The sequence below is a fragment of the Corallococcus sp. AB045 genome, assembly GCF_003668895.1.
GTDB lineage: Bacteria > Myxococcota > Myxococcia > Myxococcales > Myxococcaceae > Corallococcus > Corallococcus coralloides.
Genome location: NZ_RAWN01000040.1, coordinates 22672 through 42696, shown reverse-complemented (window position 1 = coordinate 42696; position 20025 = coordinate 22672). Strand labels below are relative to the sequence as shown.

At 68.5% G+C, this 20025-nt stretch carries 17 protein-coding genes; 9 read left to right on the top strand and 8 right to left on the bottom strand.

Going from position 1 to position 20025, the window contains the following annotated elements; translation table 11 throughout:
- Positions 1 to 192 precede the first annotated feature (192 nt).
- A complete protein-coding gene (locus D7Y21_RS12375; protein WP_121713319.1) occupies positions 193 to 1215 on the top strand; it encodes a M23 family metallopeptidase in 1023 nt (340 codons plus the stop codon).
- Between the two features lie 30 nt (positions 1216 to 1245).
- Here the strand turns inward: D7Y21_RS12375 and D7Y21_RS12370 are convergent, their stop codons facing one another.
- The gene (locus D7Y21_RS12370; protein ID WP_014394187.1) at positions 1246 to 1515 is read right to left on the bottom strand and encodes an HU family DNA-binding protein; all 270 of its coding nucleotides are present in this window, start codon (positions 1513 to 1515) and stop codon (positions 1246 to 1248) included.
- 324 nt (positions 1516 to 1839) lie between these two features.
- On the opposite strand from D7Y21_RS12370, the gene D7Y21_RS12365 reads away from it, so the two are divergent.
- A complete protein-coding gene (locus D7Y21_RS12365) occupies positions 1840 to 3297 on the top strand; it encodes a hypothetical protein (protein WP_147443365.1) in 1458 nt (485 codons plus the stop codon).
- Here D7Y21_RS12365 and D7Y21_RS12360 read toward each other — a convergent pair.
- Positions 3288 to 4406, bottom strand: a complete 1119-nt coding sequence (locus D7Y21_RS12360) for an alpha/beta fold hydrolase (protein WP_120566591.1) — start codon at positions 4404 to 4406, stop codon at positions 3288 to 3290. The genes D7Y21_RS12365 and D7Y21_RS12360 overlap by 10 nt on opposite strands.
- A gap of 116 nt (positions 4407 to 4522) precedes the next feature.
- On the opposite strand from D7Y21_RS12360, the gene pssA reads away from it, so the two are divergent.
- From pssA to D7Y21_RS12340, 4 genes are all read left to right on the top strand, one after another.
- Positions 4523 to 5377 (top strand): CDP-diacylglycerol--serine O-phosphatidyltransferase, encoded by an 855-nt coding sequence (gene pssA / locus D7Y21_RS12355; RefSeq protein ID WP_121713318.1) that lies wholly within the window; start codon positions 4523 to 4525, stop codon positions 5375 to 5377.
- Between the two features lie 69 nt (positions 5378 to 5446).
- Complete coding sequence (locus tag D7Y21_RS12350; RefSeq protein WP_121713316.1) at positions 5447 to 6712, top strand: CinA family nicotinamide mononucleotide deamidase-related protein; 1266 nt, start codon at positions 5447 to 5449, stop codon at positions 6710 to 6712.
- Positions 6709 to 8208 (top strand): hypothetical protein, encoded by a 1500-nt coding sequence (locus D7Y21_RS12345; RefSeq protein WP_121713313.1) that lies wholly within the window; start codon positions 6709 to 6711, stop codon positions 8206 to 8208. The genes D7Y21_RS12350 and D7Y21_RS12345 overlap by 4 nt, the downstream gene beginning before the upstream one ends.
- 57 nt (positions 8209 to 8265) lie before the next feature.
- Positions 8266 to 8775, top strand: a complete 510-nt coding sequence (locus D7Y21_RS12340; RefSeq protein WP_121713311.1) for a DUF1285 domain-containing protein — start codon at positions 8266 to 8268, stop codon at positions 8773 to 8775.
- Here D7Y21_RS12340 and recA read toward each other — a convergent pair.
- Positions 8772 to 9797, bottom strand: coding sequence for a recombinase RecA (gene recA / locus D7Y21_RS12335; RefSeq protein ID WP_121713309.1), 1026 nt, complete (start codon positions 9795 to 9797; stop codon positions 8772 to 8774). The genes D7Y21_RS12340 and recA overlap by 4 nt on opposite strands.
- Positions 9798 to 10078: 281 nt before the next feature.
- On the opposite strand from recA, the gene D7Y21_RS12330 reads away from it, so the two are divergent.
- Positions 10079 to 11458, top strand: a complete 1380-nt coding sequence (locus tag D7Y21_RS12330; protein WP_233612073.1) for an NAD(P)/FAD-dependent oxidoreductase — start codon at positions 10079 to 10081, stop codon at positions 11456 to 11458.
- Here the strand turns inward: D7Y21_RS12330 and D7Y21_RS12325 are convergent.
- The 5 genes from D7Y21_RS12325 to D7Y21_RS12305 form a co-directional block, all read right to left on the bottom strand.
- Positions 11381 to 13018: a YifB family Mg chelatase-like AAA ATPase gene (locus tag D7Y21_RS12325; protein WP_120566597.1), complete on the bottom strand. Its 1638-nt coding sequence runs from the start codon at positions 13016 to 13018 to the stop codon at positions 11381 to 11383. The genes D7Y21_RS12330 and D7Y21_RS12325 overlap by 78 nt on opposite strands.
- Before the next feature lie 225 nt (positions 13019 to 13243).
- On the bottom strand, positions 13244 to 13759 hold the full coding sequence (locus D7Y21_RS12320) for a biopolymer transporter ExbD (RefSeq protein WP_121713307.1): 516 nt from the start codon (positions 13757 to 13759) through the stop codon (positions 13244 to 13246).
- The gene (locus tag D7Y21_RS12315; RefSeq protein ID WP_014394198.1) at positions 13759 to 14172 is read right to left on the bottom strand and encodes a biopolymer transporter ExbD; all 414 of its coding nucleotides are present in this window, start codon (positions 14170 to 14172) and stop codon (positions 13759 to 13761) included. Before D7Y21_RS12315 ends, D7Y21_RS12320 begins: the two co-directional genes overlap by 1 nt.
- Positions 14173 to 14269: 97 nt before the next feature.
- Positions 14270 to 14947, bottom strand: coding sequence for a MotA/TolQ/ExbB proton channel family protein (locus D7Y21_RS12310; RefSeq protein ID WP_120566599.1), 678 nt, complete (start codon positions 14945 to 14947; stop codon positions 14270 to 14272).
- Between the two features lie 75 nt (positions 14948 to 15022).
- A complete protein-coding gene (locus D7Y21_RS12305) occupies positions 15023 to 15766 on the bottom strand; it encodes an energy transducer TonB (protein WP_120566600.1) in 744 nt (247 codons plus the stop codon).
- 230 nt (positions 15767 to 15996) lie between these two features.
- Here D7Y21_RS12305 and D7Y21_RS12300 point away from each other — a divergent pair, with 230 nt between their 5' ends.
- Both D7Y21_RS12300 and D7Y21_RS12295 read left to right on the top strand, forming a co-directional pair.
- The gene (locus D7Y21_RS12300; protein ID WP_120566601.1) at positions 15997 to 19212 is read left to right on the top strand and encodes a TonB-dependent receptor; all 3216 of its coding nucleotides are present in this window, start codon (positions 15997 to 15999) and stop codon (positions 19210 to 19212) included.
- Positions 19213 to 19242: 30 nt separating this feature from the next.
- Positions 19243 to 19950 carry a hypothetical protein gene (locus tag D7Y21_RS12295; protein ID WP_120566602.1) on the top strand — a complete coding sequence of 236 codons (708 nt, stop codon included), beginning with the start codon at positions 19243 to 19245 and terminating at the stop codon, positions 19948 to 19950.
- Positions 19951 to 20025 lie beyond the last annotated feature (75 nt).

The following is a 20025-nucleotide window of genomic DNA, read 5'->3' as shown; positions in this document are numbered from 1 at the left end:
CCAAGAGGCGAGCCGCCCCGTCCAGGTGGACAGCCGCCATGTCCGAGGGGCTGAGCCCAAGGGACCGCCGCGTCCCGTGGGCGAGCCCCCTCCACGCCGGGTGTGGACCGCACGCACCTGTGCGCTACGGGAAATGATCCACGCCCCCAGGGCGGGTGGACGGCCCGGCGCGCGTGGTAGTCTCGCCCCGCCGTGCGCCGACCCGCCGTCCTTGCCCTGCTGGCCCTCTCCGCCTGCGCGACGCCGCGGCCGGGGAAGATGAGCTTTGAGGAGCTGTACGCGACCTCGGGCGACAGCGGCTTCGCCAACAGCAGCACGCCCTTCCTCCCCCGGGAACCGGACCGCGCCCGTGGGCCCCTGGCGCCGGAACGTTCCCTGGAACTCGACGCCGCCCTCGCCGCGTTCACGAAGCAGGCCCAGGGCTACCGCGAGAAGGTCCAGCGCGGCAGCGCCATGCCCGCCGAGCAGGTGCGCAACTGGGAGGCGATGAACGCGGCCTTGGACGCCTTCCTGGCCCGGCCGGTGGAGCACACGGACACCCGCGACCTGACGCGCGCCCGGGGCGTGATGGAGGCGGAGCTGGAGCAGGACGCGCGCCTGTACGGCGACATGCCGGGCTCGCTCGCGGAGGCCGTGGTGGTGCGTGTGGGCCGCCTCATCGTGCGCGCGTCCACCCTGCGCCGCTGGGAGCAGCCGCCGGAGCCCTCCGGACCGCCGCGCCTCGCCTGGCCCGTGGAGCCGGTCACCATCACCAGCCTCTACGGCGACCGCTGGCACCCCATCACCGGCCAGCTGCGACGCCACTCGGGCGTGGACCTGGCGGCCCGCCGGGGACAGCCCGTGGGCGTCGCGGACCGGGGCGTCGTCCTGCGCGCCGGCTGGAACGGCGACCACGGCAAGATGGTGGAGGTCCAGCACGACGGCCAGTGGGTGACGCGCTACAGCCACCTGTCCGAGGTCCTGGTGACGACCGGCGAGGTGCTGGCGAGGGGCGAGGTGGTGGGGCTCGCGGGGGACACGGGCCTGGCGACCGGCGTCCACGTCCACTTCGAGCTCTGGCACGAGGGCTACTCACTGGATCCGCTGGAGGCGCTCGTCGCCCCCGAGGCGGCCCCGGACGCGTCCGACGAGGGGCGTCCCGTGGCCCGCATGCCGGCGGAGTCCCCCGTCCTCACGTCCCAGGGGCGTCACCCGGCCACGGGTTCGCGCCCCTGAGGGGGACGGGCCTGCACAACGGCCCTGCGACTACAGCGAGTTCTTCAGCTCCTTCGCGGGACGGAAACCGACCGTCTTCGACGCCTTGAGCTTCATCATCTCGTTGGTCTGCGGGTTGCGGATCTTCCGCGCCTTGCGCGAGCGCAACGACCACGTGCCGAACCCGGGGTAGCTGAATCGGGTGTCCTTCTTCACCGCCTTGCCGATGTTGGTGAAGACGCTGTCGAGGATCTGGGCGGCTTGCTTCTTCGTGAGCTTCGACTGCGCAGCCACCACTTCCACGAGCTCTGCCTTGGTCATGACACCCCTCCCTCTTGCGTTGTCTGGCGTTGATCGAGCGGATGGCGGAGGTAACAAATCGAGCTTTCGACTGTCAATGCGCCACCTGCTCCCGGGCCGGAAAATCGGCCTCCGGATGAAAACTGGCCTCTGAAAATACACCCTGTAGAGAGAGGGGAGGATCGCATCTTTTGATACATCCTCACACTCCTGCTTTTCACATCAGGGGAAGTGATCGCCTGGTGATCGGTTCCGCGTGAAAGGCATTGGAAAATCGATCACTTAGCAGTCGCCGCTGATCCAGCTCCAGCAAGGTGCCATCAGGGGGCTAGAGTGCCTGCCCGCGTGCCCACCCGACTGCTTCCATGGCTCCTCGTCCTGTTGTGCGCCTGCTCGCGGCCGTCCCCACGGCCCCAGGCGACGGGCGAGCTCTGGGTGGACGGGGCAGCCTCGGGCGGCGACGGCACCCGGGAGCGCCCCCTGCGTTCGCTGATCGAGGCCCTGGCCCGCCCCGGCCCGAAGCGCGTGCACCTGGCCCCTGGCCGCTACGAAGGCCCCTTCCGGCTGCCGGAGGGCACCCGGCTCGTGGGGGAGGGCCCCTCCACGATCCTGGCGGCGACGGACCCCGGCACGACCGTGGTGGAGGCGCCAGGGGACACCGCCCTGGAGTCCCTGGCGGTCGAGGGAGGAGGCTGGGGCCTGGAGGCCCGGGGCCCCGTGAAGGTCCACACCGTGACCTTCCGGAATCAGTCCCGGGGCGCCATCCGGCTGGGCTCGGGTCCGCTGGAAGGCAGGGGGCTGCGCTTCGAGGCAGGGGCGGGCAGCCAGGCGTCGGTCGCGGTGGGGGTGCTCGTGGAGGCCGGAACCACGGGGGCCTCCGCTCCCTCCCTGATCCTCCGGGACAGCGCGTTCACGGGGGCCTACGACCGCGCGGTTCGGGCTCGGGGTGGGGCCAAGGTGCGCCTGGAGGGGGTGGACTTCCAGGGCCCCCGGATGGCGCTGAGCCAGGAGGGCGGCGTGGCGGAGGTCGAACGGGCGCGGGTTTCGGGCGGCACGGGCACGGCGTTCTCCACGGTGGAGGGCGCGCTGACGCTGGTGGACGTCCGGGTCCAGGGCCACGAGTACGGCGTGACGGCCAACCAGGCCCGGCTGTCGGTGCGGGGCTTCAGCTCGGAGCACGCCACGCGCGCGGGAATGGGGCTCACCGCGACGACCGGCCTGCTGGAGGACGTGACCGTGAAGGACGCGGGCAACTACGGAGCGCTTCAGCTCACCGCCTCGGACCTGGAGGTGCGGCGCTTCCGCCTGGAGGGCTCACGGGAATACGGCGTGGTGGCGCTGCAAGGCCGCGTGCGCCTGCGGGACGGCGTCGTCAAAGGCGTGAGCACCGCGGATGGCATCACGGGAGACGGGCTCCACCTGCGCCAGGTGGACGCGGACGTCGACACCGTGACCGTCGAGGGCGCGAAGGGCACCTGCGTGCTGGCGACGCAGCGGGCCCGCGCGACGCTCCGCAACGCCCGGCTCTCGGGCTGCGGGCTCGCCGCGTTGGCGGTGGATACGAATGCCACCCTGGAGTCCCGGAGCATCGACGTACGCGACACGCCGGGCTCCATCCTGGTGGCCATCGAAGAGGGCCAGTTGCAGGTGGAGCACCTCACCGCGAAGGACGCGCGGGGCGAACTGGTCTCCACCGACTGCGAGGGCCAGACGCGCGTCCGCCTCCGCCATGTCGACGCGAGCAGCAGGCGAGGACTGAGCTCCCCCTGCGTCCAGCTCGACGCCCGCCCGCCTCAGCCCTGAGCGGGTGCGGACGTGGGAGGCAGCGGCGTGGCGCGCTGTTCGAGCCACTCGCGAATGACGGGGTAGACCTCCATGGGCGCGCCGGTGCCGAAGATGAGGTCGCCGTGGCCGTAGTCCATCTTGTCCCCGCGGTCCCGGCCAAAGACATGCAGTGTGCGATCCGGTGACGTGAGCAGCGCGTACTGCGCCTCCACGTTGGCCGCGGTGGCCAGCCGGTCCGCGCTGCCGCCCATCACCAGCACCGGCAACTGGAGCTTCGAGATGCCCGCGCGCCAGTCCGTCTTGCGGTCGTAGGAACGGAACGTGTCGTGGGAGATCCAGTCCTGGAACTGGAGCAGCACCTTGCGGCTCATCGCCGCCATCATGTTGACGGACAGCTGCCGCAGGACGCGTGGCGGAACATGCCGGGGGTTCACGACGATGTCCGACAGGGGCAGCGCGAGGTAGCCCAGGAAGGGCGCCATGCTGGAGCTCACCCAAGACTGCCGGATGCTCCCGGGCCACGCCGCGCGCACGCCCAGCGAGATGAGCGTCCGCAGGAACGGCTCCGACTTGAGATACACCGGCGCGCCCAACTCGAGCAGGCCCGCCAGCTTCCCGCTCTCGGGCCCCTGGGCCACGCCGTACCCCACCAGGCCTCCCAGTGAATGGCCCAGCCAGAAGGCCTGCTTCGCGCCGGTCTCCTTCAGCGCCAGCTCCAGCAGGGCCGGCCCGTCATGGTTGATGTGGTCGTCGACGGTGAAGTCCGTGGGCCGCCGGCCCCTGGGCGGACGCTGCGAGTGCCCGGTGCCGCGCCACTCCACGCTGAAGCAGTCGAAGCCGGCCTCGGTGAGGTAGTGGGCCACGGAGTAGGGCGGCTCGAAGTCGAAGGTGAAGCGGTTGGCCGCCAGCCCGTGGCACAGCAGGACGGGCTCGGCGAAGCGGCGCACCGGGGCCCGCCGGGCGTGCACGGTCAACTCCCACCCATCCGCGCAGCGCACGCGCAGCATGTCGGGAAGGGGCCCCTTGAGGCGGTACCAGCGCCGCACGAGCAGGACCCACGCCACATTCACCAGCAGCAGGACGGCCGCCGCGGTCAATCCCCACAGGGCCCACTGCCCGTACGGCATTTCTCCTCCCATGCGACCCGGGACTGACTCCGGCGCGAATAAAACCCTGCTAAGGTCCGTTCCCTCGCCGTTTCTGCCACATGGGCAGCCGACCACCTGGGGAAGTCGAGGGAACGATGAAGCTGCGGAAACTGATGTTCGTGCTCCCGAACCTCTTCACCGTCACTTCCATCTTCTGTGGCTTCTACGCCATCACCCTGTGTTCGGGTGAGGCTGAACCGGTGCAGCTGTACCAGGCGGCCCTGGCCATCCTCTTCGCCATGTTCTTCGACGGGTTCGACGGACGGGTGGCCCGCCTGACGAAGACGCAGAGCGACTTCGGCATGCAACTCGACAGCCTCGCGGACGTCATGTCCTTTGGCGCGGCGCCGGCGCTCCTCGTCTACAAGTGGGCGTTGGCCCCCATGGGCTTCTGGGGCCTGTTCATCTCCTTCGCGTTCATGGCCTGCGGCGCCATGCGGCTGGCGCGCTTCAACGTGCTCGCCATGCGCAACCCGCATGGCGGTGGCGGCGGCTTCTTCGTGGGGCTCCCCATCCCGCTGGCGGCCGGCGTGCTCGTCTCCCTCATCATCTCCCACCACGTGGCCAGCCAGGGCGAGGCGCTCGGTGGCGGCGCGCGCCTGCCGGTGGCGGTGGCGGTGGGCGCCCTGTCGCTGCTGATGGTGTCCACGGTGCGCTACCGCACCTTCAAGGACGCGCGTCCCAGCCGCAAGACGGCGCTCGTCTTCATGGTCATGGCTCTCACGGGCGCGTTCATCGCCCAGCAGTTCCACCCGGCCTGGGTGCTGGTGACGTACTTCGCCGCGTACCTGGTCATGGGGCTGGTGGAGTCCGCGGTCTCCGTGCGCAGCCGGCTGGCGTCGCGCAAGGTCGGCGCCGTCGCGGCGGTGGCGGTGGCGGCCGGGTTGGACGAGGACGACGACGAGGACTCCGAGGCCAACGCCCCTGACGACGGTCCCGCGTTCCTCTGAGCAGTCAGGCGCGGGAGCCGGGACGCGGACCGTGCCCTCCCGGCCCGGGGCCGCTAGGATGCCCGGCCCATGCGCGTCGAGCTGCTGTGCACCGGTGACGAGCTCGTCACCGGCCTCATCACGGACACCAACAGCACCTATCTGGAAGCCCGCCTCTTCGACCTGGGCGTGAAGGTCGCACGGGTGACGCTGGTGGGCGACGTGCGTCCGGACATCACGGGCGCGCTGTTGGAGGCCTCGGCGCGCGCGGACGTGGTCATCGTCTCGGGAGGCCTGGGGCCCACGGCGGACGACTTCACGCTGGAGTGCGCCGCCGCCGCCGCGGGTGTGCCCATGGAAGAGGACGCGCGGGTGCTCGGTTGGCTGAAGGAGCGCTACGCCGCGCGGGGCATGCCCCTGAATCCGGGCGCCCTGCGCATGGCGCGCATCCCCGCGGGCACCGAGCCGGTGCGCAATCCCCAGGGCTCGGCGCCGCTGGTCATCCAGCAACTGGGCCGAGCCCACCTGTTCTTCCTGCCAGGCGTCCCGCGCGAATACCGCGCCCTGGTGGACGGAGAGGTGTTGCCGCGCGTGCGGACCTGGCTCGCCGCCGAATCTGGTCGCACGTTCCGGGCCTTCCGACTGCTGCGAACCGTGCGCCTGCCCGAATCCGTGCTGAACGAGCGGGTGATGCCCCTGGCCCCCAGCCACCCCAGGGTGGTGTTCGGCTTCCGGACGCACGCACCGGAGAACCACCTGAAGCTGATGGCGGAAGCCCCCACGCAGGCGGAAGCCGACGCAGCGCTCGCGGCCGCGGAGGCCGCATGCCGGCAGGTGCTGGGCACGCATGTGTACGGCGCGGATGGCAGCGAATATGCCCCCGTCCTCCTCGAGCTGCTGGCGCGCGGCGGTCACACGCTGGCGGTGGCGGAGAGCTGCACGGGTGGCCTCGTCGCGCAGGAGCTCACGGCCGTCCCGGGCTCCAGCCAGGTCTTCATTGGAGGGGCGGTCGCCTACTCGGAGAAGATGAAGTCCGCCTGGGTGGGCGTGCCCCCGGACATCCTCGAGAAGCACAGCGCGGTGTCGTCCCAGACGGCGCTCGCCATGGCGGAGGGAGTCCGCGTCGCCTGCGGCGCCACGTTTGGCCTGTCCGTCACGGGCTACGCGGGCCCTGGTGGCGGAACGCCCGAGGACCCCGTGGGCACCGTGTACTGCGGGCTGGCCGGTCCCGGAATGGAGTCCCGCTGCGAGCGGATCTCGCTCTCGGGTGACCGGGACCGGGTCCGTCTGTTCGCCGCGTCCCACGTGCTGGAAATGTTGAGGTTGCACCTGCTCGCCGCCCCCGTGTCGCCATGAGTCGCTCCAAATCAAAGCGTCCCCGTCCTTCCGCCCTGGACGCGCCGTCCACGGTGCCCCCGGCCCCCGCCACCGCGGGCGAACCCGTCCCGGCCACGCCCGAGTCCTCCGCGCCGCTCGACAGCCCCCCGGCGGCGACGGAAGCCACCAGCCCCCCCACGTCGCAGCCCGGAGCAGGAGCGCATCCGGTGCGGAGCGCGGTGCGCCTGTGGCTGTCCGCCTACCGGGTGGAGGTGGTGCTGTTCCTCGTCGCGTTCGCGGTGCTGTCCAGCTTCAGCTCGCAGCGCTTCCTCCGGCAGAGCGCCGCACCGCACTTCATCTACCAGGCGCAGTCCTGGTTGGAGGGACGGCTCGACGTGGATCCGCAGGTGTTGCCCAACCTGGAGGACTGGGCCTGCGTGCGGCTGGTGGACGGACACAAGGTGCGGTGCGAGGGACGCCCGCTCCGCGATGACCGCTGGTTCGTCAGCTTCCCGTCCTTCCCCGCGGTCGTGATGCTCCCCTTCGTCGCGCTGCACGGCTACCAGTTCAACGACACGTCCTTCGGCGTCTTCGTGGGCGCGCTCGCGGTGGCGCTCTTCTATTCGCTGCTGCGCTTCCTCGCGCAGGAGGGGGAGACGGAGCGCAACCGCGACGACAACGTGGTGTTGTCGCTGGTGCTCGCCTTCGGCACGCTGTTCTTCTACTGCGCCATCCGGGGCGAGGTCTGGTTTGGCGCGCAGGTGATGGGCGTGGCGCTCACGTGTCTGTACGTGCGCAACGCCGTCAAGGCGCGGCGCCCCGTGCTCGCGGGCCTCTTCTTCTCCATGGCCGTGCTCACCCGCACGCCGCTGGTGTTCGCGGGCCTCTTCTTCGTCCTGGAAGCGCTCTGCCCTGGCCCGGACCGGCTGGCCCAACTGAAGGCCCTTCCGTCCACGTGGAAGCCCGCCCTCCGCAAGCTTGTCCTCTTCGGCGCGGGGGCCGCGCCCCTTGCCGCGCTCGCGGCTGCGTACAACATCTACCGCTTCGGCAAGCCCGGCGAGTTCGGCCACTCGTACCTCTTCAACAACCGGGTGAACGTCGACATCGACCGCTTCGGGCTCTTCAACATCGAGTACCTGTCGCGCAACCTCCAGGCCGCGTTCCTCAAGCTGCCCCAGGTGTCGCTGTCTCCGCCGCGGCTGTCGTACGACCCGCATGGGCTGACGCTGCTGCTCACGCTGCCCCTGCTGGTGTTCCTGCTGGTCCCCCGCACGCGTCCCCGTCTGCACTGGCCCCTGTGGCTGACCGTGGCGGTGTGCGCGCTGCCGGGGCTCTTCTACCAGAACACCGGTTACATGCAGTTCGGCTTCCGGTTCAGCCTGGACTACACGCCCTACCTGCTGTTGCTCTTCGCCATTGGCGGATGGTCGCTGCGCAACCGCGCGGTGGTGGCAGTGCTGGCGCTTGGCGTGCTGGTGAACTTCTGGGGCGCCGTGGCCTTCCGTGGCTACACGGAGTTCGTGCGGAACTGGTAGGCCTCCAGGCTCCGGCGGCTTGAATCCGCCGGACCTCACCCGCACCTCAAGGGCGACATGCAACCTCCCACTGGCCAGCCCCCTCCAGGCAAGCGTTGGCACACCCGTGAGGACAGCGGCATCCGTCTGGATGCGGCGTTGCGCTGGTGGCACGACGACGAGCCCATCGAGCACCCGAAGATCATCGAGCTCTTCAACGCCTCACTGGTCCTGGATGACGACGGGCGCTACCAGCTCCGCATCGCCCCGGACTGGTGCTACGTCCAGGTGGAGGACGCGGCCTATGAGGTCCGCACCGTGGACATCACCCCGGACGAGCGTGTGTCCCTGCGACTGAGCGACCGGACGGCCGAAGCCCTGGACCTGGGGACGCTCCAGCTCTCTCCGGACGGAGTCCTCACCTGCCGCGTGAAGCAGGGCAGAGCGAAGGCCCGCTTCTCTCGTGATGCGCAGTACCAGTTCGGCGAGCTGCTGGAAGAGAGCCCCGAAGGGCACCTGGTGCTGCGCGCGGGCCAACGCCACTGGGAGGTCCCCCTCTCGCTGGATGCACTCCAGGCCGCGACCTAGGCCGCCGCTGCGTCCGCGGACGGCACGGAAGGCGCGGTGGCTCCCACCAGGTCGCGGGCGAGGGCCTCCAGGACGTCCGGGTGCTCCCGCAGCCACTCGCACGCCCGCTCGCGGCCCTGGCCGATGCGCTCACCCCGCAAGCTGAAGTGGCTGCCGGACTTCTCCACCACGCCCGCGCTCACGGCCAGGTCCAGCACCTCGGCGGCGCGGTGGATGCCCGTGCCGTAGAGCACGTCGAACTCCGCCTCCTGGAACGGGGGCGCCAGCTTGTTCTTCACCACCTTCACGCGGGCCCGGGAGCCCACCACCGCGTCGCCCTCCTTGAGGTTGCCCGTGCGGCGGATCTCCATCCGCACCGACGAATAGAACTTCAGCGCGTTGCCACCCGTCGTCGTCTCCGGGTTGCCGAACATCACGCCAATCTTCATGCGGATCTGGTTGATGAAGATGATGCAGGTGCCGGAGCGGCTCACCGCGCCCGTGAGCTTGCGCAGCGCCTGGCTCATCAGCCGCGCCTGGACGCCCATGTGCGCGTCACCCATCTCCCCTTCGATTTCCGCGCGAGGAACCAGCGCCGCCACCGAATCCACCACGATGAGGTCCACTGCGCCGGAGCGCACGAGCTGCTCGGTGATTTCGAGCGCCTGCTCGCCGGTGTCCGGCTGCGCCACGAGCAGTTCCTCCGTCCGCACCCCCAGCTTGCGCGCGTAGGACAGGTCCAGCGCGTGCTCCGCGTCGATGAAGGCCGCGACGCCTCCCACGGCCTGCACCTGCGCGATGGCATGCAGGGTGAGTGTCGTCTTGCCGGAGGACTCGTTGCCGAACAGCTCCACCACGCGCCCTCGCGGATAGCCCCCCACGCCCAGCGCCCGGTCCAACCCCACCGAACCCGTGGGAATGATCGCCACCTTCTGCTCCGGTGCGTCCGCGCCGAGCGTCATCACCGCGCCCCGGCCGAACTGCTTCTCGATGGACGCCACCGCCGCCGCCACTGCCTTCAACTTCTCCGTCAGCCTGCTCATCTCGTCTGCCTCCCTCGCCGCCCTGCGGGCTGGATGCCTCGGCGGTGGGCAGAGCAACGCTCATGCCGCGCGGGCTTCCAGGTGGACGGGCCTGCAAGGGCGTCCAGGTTCGCTGGAGCCGTCCGAACTGGCGGAGCGGCGTGGCTGTCTCCCGCGCGCTGAGAAGGCGCAAAGGTAGGGACGCCTCCGCATAAGCAGACACGACGGGACGTGACAGTCCGGCTTGATGGGATGGAAGGCTTTGCGTTGAAACCCTGGCGCGTCGCCGTGACATCCCTCACGTGAATACGACCCGTGAGAACCTTCCCCATGTGGTCATCCTGGGAGGCGGCTTCGGCGGCCTCTACGCGGCCCGGTACCTGCGAAAGGCAGGGGTTCGCGTCACGATGGTGGACCGTCACAACCACCACCTCTTCCAGCCCCTGCTGTACCAGGTGGCCACGGCGACACTGAGCCCCAGCGACATCGCCGCGCCACTGCGGGCGATGCTCGGACGCGATCACGTCCAGGTGCTGCTCGCGGAAGTGACCGGTGTGGACACCGCGCGCAAGCACGTCCTCCTGGCGGACGGCGAGCTGGCGTATGACTTCCTCATCGTCGCCACCGGGGCGACGCACTCGTACTTCGGCAATGACGCCTGGTCGCGACACTCGATGGGATTGAAGACCGTCGAGGACGCGCTGGAGATCCGCCGCCGCGTGCTCCTTGCCTTCGAGCAGGCCGAGCGCGAACCGGATCCCGAGCGCCGCCGCGCGCTGCTCACCTTCGCCATCATTGGCGCGGGTCCCACGGGCGTGGAGCTGGCGGGGGCGCTGGCGGAGATCAGCCGCAATTCATTGTCGGGTGACTTCCAGAACATCGACCCACGGGATGCGCGCGTCATCCTCATCGAGGGAATGGACCGCGTGCTCCCCACCTATCCCGAGAATCTCTCGGCGGAGGCCCGCCGGGTGGTGGAAGGGCTCGGCGTCGAGGTTCGTACGGGTACCCGGGTCACGAACATCGACGCCGCGGGCGTGGACATGGGCCCTGAGCATCTCGCGGCCCGAACGGTGCTCTGGGCCGCGGGGGTGGAGGCCTCGCCCGTGGCCCGCTCGCTCGGCGTGACGCTGGACAGGGCAGGGCGCGTCCCGGTGACGCCCGAGCTCACCGTGCCCGGGCATCCCGACATCTTCGTCGTGGGGGACCTGGCGCTCGTGAAGCAGGAGGACGGAAGCGCGGTCCCGGGAGTGGCGCCCGCGGCGATGCAGGAGGGCAAGCACGCGGTGCTCAACCTCCGCCGCCAGCTCGCGGGCGAGCCCATGCAGCCCTTCCGCTACTGGGACCGGGGAACCTACGCGGTCATCGGCAGAGGCCATGCCGTGGGCGTGGCCTTCCGCCGTGTGAAGCAATCCGGCTTCGTCGCCTGGTTGGCCTGGCTCTTCATCCACATCACCTTCCTCATTGGCTTCCGAAGCAAGCTGGCCGTGCTGCTCAACTGGGCGTACTCGTACCTGACCTTCGGCAGGTCCGCGCGCATCATCACCGGCCCCGCTCCCCGTCTGGAGGAGCGGGTGGTGCATCCGCTGCCCGCGAGTGGAAGGTCAGCCCCGGTCGAAGGGAGCCCCGAGACGTCCATCCAGCTCGGAGTCCTGGTGCCTGACAAGAGTGGGACGGGATGAGGCATTCACCGCGCCCCGGGTATTGGCGTGGAGCCAGCCCCGGCGGTCCAGCATCCGGCAATCGACGGCGAGCCGCATGTCCACGTCCTCGATACGTCCGTGTCCCTCCAGGTCCGCGCGCGTCAGCGCGAGCTTGAGGATGCGGTCATGCGCCCGAGCAGACAGGCCAAAATGAGTGACCGCGTCCTTCAGCGCCTTCTCCGCGGGCGGTGACAGCACGCAGTAGCGGCGCAGCAGATGCGAAGGCATCTGTGCATTGCAGTGCACCCCGGGCGTGTCGTGGAAGCGGGCGCGCTGCCGCTCGCGCGCGGTCTCCACACGCTGCCGGTAGTACTGGCTGGGCAGCTCCTGGCTCCTCTCCGCGAGGTGGTGGTACTCCACCGGCCGCGTCTGCACGGTGATGTCGATGCGGTCCAGCAGCGGCCCGCTGATGCGCGAGTGGTAGCCGAAGATGCGGTGCTCGAGGCAGGTGCACGTGTGTCCGGGGACGTTGAAGTAGCCGCACGGGCAGGGATTCATCGCCGCCACCAGCATGACCCGGCAGGGATAGGTGATGTGCTGGGTGGCCCGCGCCAGGTGGATGGCGCCCTCCTCCAGGGGCTGGCGCAGCACCTCCAGCACGTTCTTGCGGAACTCCGGCAACTCGTCGAGGAACAGCACGCCGTGGTGGGCCAGGGACAGCTCGCCTGGACGAGCCGTGGGGCCACCTCCCACGAGCCCCGCATCGGACAGCGTGTGATGGGGCGCGCGAAACGGGCGCTCGCGGATCAGCGCCTGCTCGTCTCCCAGCAGCCCCTGGATGGAGTAGACCTTCGTGACCTCCAGCGCTTCGTTGAAGGTCATCTCGGGCAGGATGCCTGGCAGCCGTCGCGCCAGCATCGTCTTGCCCGAGCCTGGCGGCCCGGCCATCAGGATGTTGTGGCCGCCAGCCGCCGCGAGCTCCAACGCCAGCTTCAGCTCCGGCTGTCCCCGGACGTCGGCCATGTCCGCGGCCGCCGTGCGAGGACCGCCCACGGAAGTCCCCGTGCGCGTCAGCGGCGTCAACGGGGACTTGCCGGTGAGGTGCCCCACGGCCTCTCGCAGGTGCGCCACGGACAGCACCTGGATGCCCTCCACCAGCGCCGCCTCCGCCGCGTTGGCCGCCGGCACCATGACCCCCTGGAAGCCGCCATTCCGGGCCGCCACGGCCAGCGGGAGCACCCCCTTGATGGCCTTGATGGAGCCATCCAGCGACAGCTCTCCGCCAAAGAGGTACCGCTCCAGCGGTTCCTCCTCCATCAACCGCGCCGCCGCCAGGACGCCCAATGCGATGGGCAGCTCGAAGGCCGCCCCTTCCTTGCGGATCTCCGCGGGCGCCAGGTTGACCGTGATCCGCTTCTGCGGAAGGTCGAATCCCGCGTTCTTCAGCGCGGAGACCACCCGGACCTTCGACTCCCGGGCTGCTCCCTCTGGCAGCCCCACGACGTTGAAGTAGGGCAGCCCGAGGGCCATGTCGACCTCGCACTCCACCACCACCGCGTCGATGCCCATCAATGCCCCCGACCGCACCCTCGCCAGCATCGTCTCCCCCTTCCAACCCGTACAGGAGGAGGGGAGAGCAATGCCCGTACCGGCGCGCTGTCCTCAGAGGCGGCCCTCCACGGCCATCCCACGCGGCAGACGTCGGGTCCCGAGCGCGGACATGGGGCCTGAAAACAAGAAGCCCGCTGGCGTCGGAACGCCAGCGGGCTTCGGATGGAATCGGTGACGGCGTGTCCGCGCGTCAACCCTGACGAAAGGCGTGGATCAGGGAGCCGGCGGGGCAGGGGGCGCGGGCGGTGCACCGTCCGGCGTGGTCTGCGTGCCCTGGATGACCGCGTTCTGGGGAAGCTCGGTGGCCATGCCCAGGATCTTCGCTCCCGCGGCACGGGCGCCATCCAGCGCCACCACCAGCTTGCCGTAGTTCGCCGCGTCGTCCGCCATGAAGAAGACGACCTTCTCGTCCGGCTTCTTGGCGTTCAGCATCCGCTTGAGGCGGGCGACGTAGTCCGAAGCGGGGATCTGCTCCGTGTTGATGGAGTAGGCGCCGCTCTTGTCCACCTGCACGACGATCTGCTGATCATCGGGCTCCGGCGGCGGCTGGTTCTCCTCCACCTCCGTCTCCGGGACGCGGACGAGGATGTCCTTCTCCAGGAGGGGCGTCACCACCATGAAGATGATGAGGAGCACCAGCACCACGTCCACCAGGGGCGTGACGTTGATCTCCGAGTTCGGCGCGGACGCGGGCTTGACCCACTGACGCTGCTTGTGTCCTCGGGACATTACTTCTTCTCCTCCACACCCAGGGCGATCTGCTTCGCCTTCGCCTTGCGGGCCGTGTCCAGCACCTTGCGCACGTCGCCCACGTTCAGGGCGTTGTCACCCTTCAGGAGGATCTTCTTGCCCGGATCCTTCACCAGCTCCGCGGCGATCTTCTCCTGGAGCCCCTTCTCGTCGACCTCATCGTTCTCCACGAACATCTTCTTGTCCGGGGTGATGGAGAGGATCAGCGGATCGGCGTCCGTCTTGCCTTCTTTTTCAATCTCCGTGGCCTTGGGCAGCTCCACGGACTTGCCGCGCTGGAGCATGGGCGTCACGACCATGAAGATGATGAGGAGCACCAGCACCACGTCCACCAGCGGCGTGACGTTGATCTCGCTCTTGATGCCCCCTTTGGGGCCTGCTGACATTCCCATGCGTGCACCTGTATCCGGGAAGGAACGCCCACCCCGGGGCAGCGCGGCTTCTCAGCCGGACCGCCCACATGGGTGGGGACGTCCCAGGGTGGGGCTACTAGGCCGCGTGCGACGAACCGCCGCCCACGTGCCGGGCCACCACGTCCAGGAACTCGTTGGAGGACTCGGAGATGTCCACGGAGCGGGCATCCACCCAGCCCTGCAGGAAGTTGTAGGCCATAACCGCGGGGATCGCCACGAGCAGACCGAACGCCGTGGTGATGAGCGCCTCGGAGATACCGGCGGAGATCGTCGCCAGACCGCCGGAGCCCGCCGCCGCCATCAGCTGGAAGGCGTTCACGATACCCATCGTGGTGCCCAGCAGACCGACGAACGGCGCCGTCGAACCGACCGTGGCCAGCAGGCCCAGGCCGCGCTTGAGGCTCTGCACCTCGCGCTGCGCCTGGCGCTCCAGCGCGCGGGCCACGGACTCCACCGCCAGGTCCTTGTTCCCGGGGGTGATCCGGTACGCCGTCAGGCCGGAGTTGATCACGCGGCCCAGGTGGCCCACGTCCTTGCCCAGGTTGGTGTTCGCCGCGGTGGTCAGGTCGCCCTTCGCGAGGATGGCGCCCATCTTGGCGGCGAAGTTGCGGCTGTCCGAGCGGGTCTTGCGGAAGACGATCATCCGCTCCGCCATGACGACCAGCGACGCCACCGACATGATGGCGAGGGTGAAGATGATCATGCGGGCGAAGAGGCCCGTGTGGTGCCAGATATCAAGCAGGGTAAATTGCATGGCTGTGGAGCGCTCCTCCTCACGAGCGCGAGGTGATGTTCGGCGGACTGCTCAAGCGGGGCTGCCTGCTTTGGATCAGCGCGGCAGCTTCAGGTTGAAGTTGAACGTGTACTGCACTTCGACCGGCCTGCCCTGGAACGTGACCGGCTTGTAGCGTGAGGCGGTGAGCACGTCCATCACGGCCTGCTCCATGTGAGGGAGCGGCTTGATCGTGCGGCAGCGCTCGACCTTTCCCTCGGTCGTGATCACGCACTTCACGATCATCAGGCCCTGCACGCGCGCCTCGATGGCCTCACGCGTATAGGACACCTCAGGACCCGCGATCTTCTCGGGACGCGTCATGCCCTGGCCGAACGCCAGCACGTCCGTGCCCGTTCCACCCAGCTGACCGCCCACCACGCCACCGATCACGCCACCCACCACGCCACCCACCACACCGCCCGCGACGCCACCTTCCACGCCACCCTCGACCTCGGACTCGCTCGCCTCTTCCTCGGGCTCGGGCGCGGTCTCCGTCTCCTGCGGCTTCTGCTGCGGGATCTCCTTCGGCTGCACGATCACGTCCTTGGGCTTCTTGGGCGTGACCTTCTTCTCCGTCTTCGGCTTCGACGCCGGGGGAGGCGGCGGAGGCGGCGGAGGCGGCGGAGCCATCGTGGCCTTCAGCGTGACCTCGACCTCCTTCTCCTCCACGGGAGGTGGACGCGTGGAGAGATAGGCCACAAGACCCAGCAGGCCAACGTGGAGCAGCGTGGAAACGCCAGCACCCACGCCGAAGCGCGACCTGGGTCCTTGGCCGCGGTCAAGGACTGAATCGAACATGCACGTAACTCCTCTTCACCAGTGGACTACCCGTCCCCGCCATGCCCGGATTGAAGGGCGGCCACCATACAGAAAAGGGTTCCGGGTTCAAGCAACCGTGTCTGGTGCCGCCGACGTGATCGCGCAATGCCGCACTGGTCACCAAAAAGCAACGGTCTATTGACAACTGCTTGACCTCGGATATTTTCCCAAGTCATTTTCGGTTGCAGCCCACCTTGGAGGGGTTAGGTATGCAAGTGAAACAAGTACTTCGGGAAACCGGAGTCGTCCTTGCTGCAGGTCTGTTGTACGGATCCGCGGCTTTCGCGCAGTCCAGCGTCATCATCGGCACTGTCATCAACACTGAGGACAAGAAGCCGGCTGCAGATGTCGTTGTGACCGCCACCTCGCCCAACCTGCAGGGCGAGCAGACCGTGGTTACTGACGCACAGGGTAACTACCGTATTCCCCAGCTCCCGCCGGGCACGTATACGTTGCGGTTCGAGAAGGAGACGTTCAAGCCTTACGCCCGCCCCGAAATCCAGTTGCTCCTCAACCGCACCATCCGTGTGAACGTGGAGCTCCTGCCGGACTCCTTCACGCAGACGGTTGACGTTATTGGTACGCCGCCGACGATCGACGTCGGTTCGACGAACCAGGGCGTCAACGTGGATCAGGAGTTCATCAGGCGCATCGCGGTGGCCCGTCCGGTCGGCAAGGGTGGCGCGACGCGCTCCTTTGAATCCCTGGCCGAGCTCGCCCCTGGCGCCCAGTCCGACCAGTACGGCGTGTCCATCAACGGCACGACCTCGCCTGAGAACGGCTACGTGGTGGACGGTCTGTCCACGAACGACCCGGCCTTCGGCGTGAACGCCAGCCCGCTGAGCATCGAGTTCGTGCAGGACGTGAACATCATCACCGGCGGTTACATGCCGGAGTTCGGTCGCTCCACGGGCGGTGTGATCAACGCGGTGACCCGGTCCGGTTCCAACGAGTTCCACGGCTCCGTGTTCGCCAACTGGACGCCGGGTGCCCTGGAAGGCAACCGCAAGCTGGTCATCGAGGACGGCACCACGATCACCGGCCTGAACGCCCTGAGCAACCTGGGCGACTTCGGCGCGACCCTCGGTGGTCCCATCCTGAAGGACAAGCTCTGGTTCTTCGCCGGCTTCGCGCCGTCGTTCCAGCGCTACGAGCACACGCGCTCGCTCAACGCCTTCGAGCTGGAGAACCCGTTCAACGCGGCGAACCCCACGCCGGCGGCGAACCCGGTGGCGACCGACGAGAACGGCTTCAGCGTGGTCCGGGAGATCCCGGGCTCGCAGCGGACGTACTTCGCCGACTCGCGCACGATCCAGTTCATGGGTAAGTTGACCTACCTCATCAACCAGGATCACAACGTGTCGTTCGCCCTCAACGGCACCCCGACCGTGTCGGGTGGCCTGGGCAAGCTGCAGATCAGCCCCCGCTCGGGTGGTCTGCCTGCGGCGCAGAACTCGCGTCCCGGTGACATCGGCCAGACCGAGAACCGCGCCAACACCACGGCGCTCGCCCTCAAGTACGCGGGCGCGTTCATGGACAAGAAGGTCCTGGTCGACGCCAACCTCGGTTGGTTCCACCAGACCGCGGGAACGCCTCCGGCGGACGGCAGCGCCATCGGCTCGACGAGCGGCCTGGCGGGCTACGCGCTGGCGCAGTACACCACCCGGCGTGCCCTGACGCAGTTCGAGAGCGTCCCGAACGCGGCGGAGTTCTGCGGCGACACCATCGAGGAGCAGCGGCTGCGCTGCCCGACGACGAACTACTTCGTCGGCGGCCCCGGTTTCATGTCCGAGGCCACGCTGGATCGCTACCAGATCAACGCCAAGGCCACCTACCTGCTGAACGCCCTGGGCACGCACGTCTTCAAGGCGGGCGTGGACACGGAGTTCCTGACCTTCGATCAGAAGAAGGCCTACTCCGGTAGCGTGTTCCTGCGGGAGGCGCGCACGTCGTACAACGGCGCGACCATCCCGATCTGGGCGGACGACCGTCGTTACGGCTACCAGACGGCGCCGGACTCCCCGGTGTTCGAGACCCTGCAGCAGTCCTCGACGAGCGGCACCACCATCGGTGGCTTCCTCCAGGACAGCTGGTCCATCGCCAACCGCGTCACCCTCAACCTGGGTGTCCGGTACGACGTGCAGTCCATGTACGGCGGTGATGGCAACCTGGCCCTGAAGCTCGGCAACCAGTGGTCGCCCCGTATCGGCGCGGTGGTGGATCCGTTCGCCAACGGCCGCGCGAAGCTGTTCGTGAACTTCGCTCGTTACTACGAGCAGGTTCCGCTCAACATGATGGACCGCGCCTTCCCGGGTGAGCGCCGCTTCACCGCGCGTCGCTTCTTCTCGGAGCCGGGCGCCGCGGGCGGTTGCGATCCGTCCACGCTGGAGGGCCAGCGCGGCAACTGCGCGGACACCCAGTTCATCGTGCCGCGCGCGGAGAGCACCCCCAACGCGAACCAGTTCTACAACGGCGGTCTGGTGCAGAACGAGCCGGTCGATCCGGACATCGAGCCCCAGTCGTCCGACGAAATCGTGGTCGGCGGCGAGTACGAGCTCCTGTCGAACACCCGCCTGGGCGCGACCTACACCCACCGCAACATGGGCAAGGTCATCGAGGACATGAGCCGCGATGACGGCAACACGTACTTCCTCGGTAACCCTGGCAGCGGCTTCGCCAAGGAGTTCCCGACGCCGGTGCGTGACTACGACGCGGTCACCGTCTACCTGAACCGCACGTTCACGGAGGGCTGGCTGGCGCAGGCGAGCTACACCTGGTCCCGCCTGTACGGCAACTACCCCGGTCTGTTCCGCCCGGAGAACAACCAGCTCGATCCGAACATCCTCGCGGACTTCGACCTGATTGCCCTCCTGAACAACCGCACGGGCCTGCTGCCCTTCGACCGTACGCACGCCATCAAGGTGTTCGGCGCCAAGGAGTTCAACATCTCCAACGCGCTGTCGGCGAGCATCGGTCTGTCCTACCGCGGCAACTCCGGTACGCCGATCAACTACCTCGGCGCCTACCCGGGCTACGGCCAGGATGAGACGTTCATCCTGCCGCGCGGCACCGGCGGTCGCACCCCGTGGATCAACAGCATCGACTCCAACGTGGGCGTGAACTACCGCGTGAGCAAGGACAGCGTGGTGTCCTTCACCCTGGACGTGTTCAACCTCTTCAACTTCCAGGGCGTGGACAGCGTGGACGACTCGTACACGTTCGCCCAGGTTCTCCCGGTGTACGACGCGAAGACCGGCAAGTCCGGCAACGCGTCCGACCTGCCGGGTCCGGGCAACCCGGGCAACGTTCCGCTCGCGGACGGCTCGGGCTATCTGGCGGAAGAAGACGTGAACCTGAACTTCAAGAACCCGGACCGTTACCAGGCCCCGCGGCAGATCCGCTTCGGTGTCCGGTACACGTTCTAATCCCCCAACCACGTGAGGAAGATCAGCAACATGCGCAAGAGCATTCTTTCGACGCTGGTTACGGTTGCTCTCGCGGGCAGTGTCACCGCCTGCGACATCGAGCAGCCGGATCCCGGGTGCATTGTCCAGGACGCGTCGTTCGCGAACTGGTGGGCGAAGTTCGACGCCGTGGACGCGCCGACGGGCACCTGCACGGACTTCGAGCCGCTGCTGGGTGACGAGCTCGGTGTCTGGAAGTTCGCGGACCCCGTGGCGAACACGGCCAAGCTGGTGATCAGGCCCCTGAGCCTGGCCGCCCTGGGTCAGTTCGACCTGACCAACACGTTCGACAGCCTCCAGGCGACGGGCAAACTGAGCACGGGGAAGGACGCGGATCAGTTCTGCACCGCGGACACCTTCACGACTGCCACTGTCAACGTGGATCAGGGTGACTTCGCTGCCGCACCGCAGGCCATCACGTACCAGTTCGACAACGTGAAGGTGTATTCGAACACCCGCGCGCCGGGTACGCAGATGACCGGCGAGCTGACCTACACGAACAACGGCTGCACCGCGCACTACGTGGTGCGCGCCGTGTGGCCCGCGACGAACTGCGACCCCACGCTGGATCCGAACGACGAGGCGAACTTCACCTCGACGTGCGGTCCGGGCTCCGGCATCAACCCGGACTTCGACCTGGTCTGCGACGCCGAGACCGAGTACTGCACCCCGGCCAAGGCCATCCCGTCGTTCAAGTAGTCGGCACTGACCGACCCTGAAGGCCAACGCGGCCCCGGCAGCCCCTCCCCCACGCGGGAGTGGCGGTCCGGGGCC

Bases quoted from the DNA above. Each gene is read 5' to 3' on its own strand.
- D7Y21_RS12320 (WP_121713307.1), bottom strand. From the start codon at position 13,759: ATGTCCCGAGGACACAAGCAGCGTCAGTGGGTCAAGCCCGCGTCCGCG.
- recA (WP_121713309.1), bottom strand. From the start codon at position 9,797: ATGAGCAGGCTGACGGAGAAGTTGAAGGCAGTGGCGGCGGCGGTGGCG.
- D7Y21_RS12360 (WP_120566591.1), bottom strand. From the start codon at position 4,406: ATGCCGTACGGGCAGTGGGCCCTGTGGGGATTGACCGCGGCGGCCGTC.
- D7Y21_RS12345 (WP_121713313.1), top strand. From the start codon at position 6,709: ATGAGTCGCTCCAAATCAAAGCGTCCCCGTCCTTCCGCCCTGGACGCG.
- D7Y21_RS12340 (WP_121713311.1), top strand. From the start codon at position 8,266: ATGCAACCTCCCACTGGCCAGCCCCCTCCAGGCAAGCGTTGGCACACC.
- D7Y21_RS12370 (WP_014394187.1), bottom strand. From the start codon at position 1,515: ATGACCAAGGCAGAGCTCGTGGAAGTGGTGGCTGCGCAGTCGAAGCTC.
- D7Y21_RS12325 (WP_120566597.1), bottom strand. From the start codon at position 13,018: ATGCTGGCGAGGGTGCGGTCGGGGGCATTGATGGGCATCGACGCGGTG.
- D7Y21_RS12315 (WP_014394198.1), bottom strand. From the start codon at position 14,172: ATGGGAATGTCAGCAGGCCCCAAAGGGGGCATCAAGAGCGAGATCAAC.
- D7Y21_RS12310 (WP_120566599.1), bottom strand. From the start codon at position 14,947: ATGCAATTTACCCTGCTTGATATCTGGCACCACACGGGCCTCTTCGCC.
- D7Y21_RS12295 (WP_120566602.1), top strand. From the start codon at position 19,243: ATGCGCAAGAGCATTCTTTCGACGCTGGTTACGGTTGCTCTCGCGGGC.
- D7Y21_RS12350 (WP_121713316.1), top strand. From the start codon at position 5,447: ATGCGCGTCGAGCTGCTGTGCACCGGTGACGAGCTCGTCACCGGCCTC.
- D7Y21_RS12300 (WP_120566601.1), top strand. From the start codon at position 15,997: ATGCAAGTGAAACAAGTACTTCGGGAAACCGGAGTCGTCCTTGCTGCA.
- D7Y21_RS12305 (WP_120566600.1), bottom strand. From the start codon at position 15,766: ATGTTCGATTCAGTCCTTGACCGCGGCCAAGGACCCAGGTCGCGCTTC.
- pssA (WP_121713318.1), top strand. From the start codon at position 4,523: ATGAAGCTGCGGAAACTGATGTTCGTGCTCCCGAACCTCTTCACCGTC.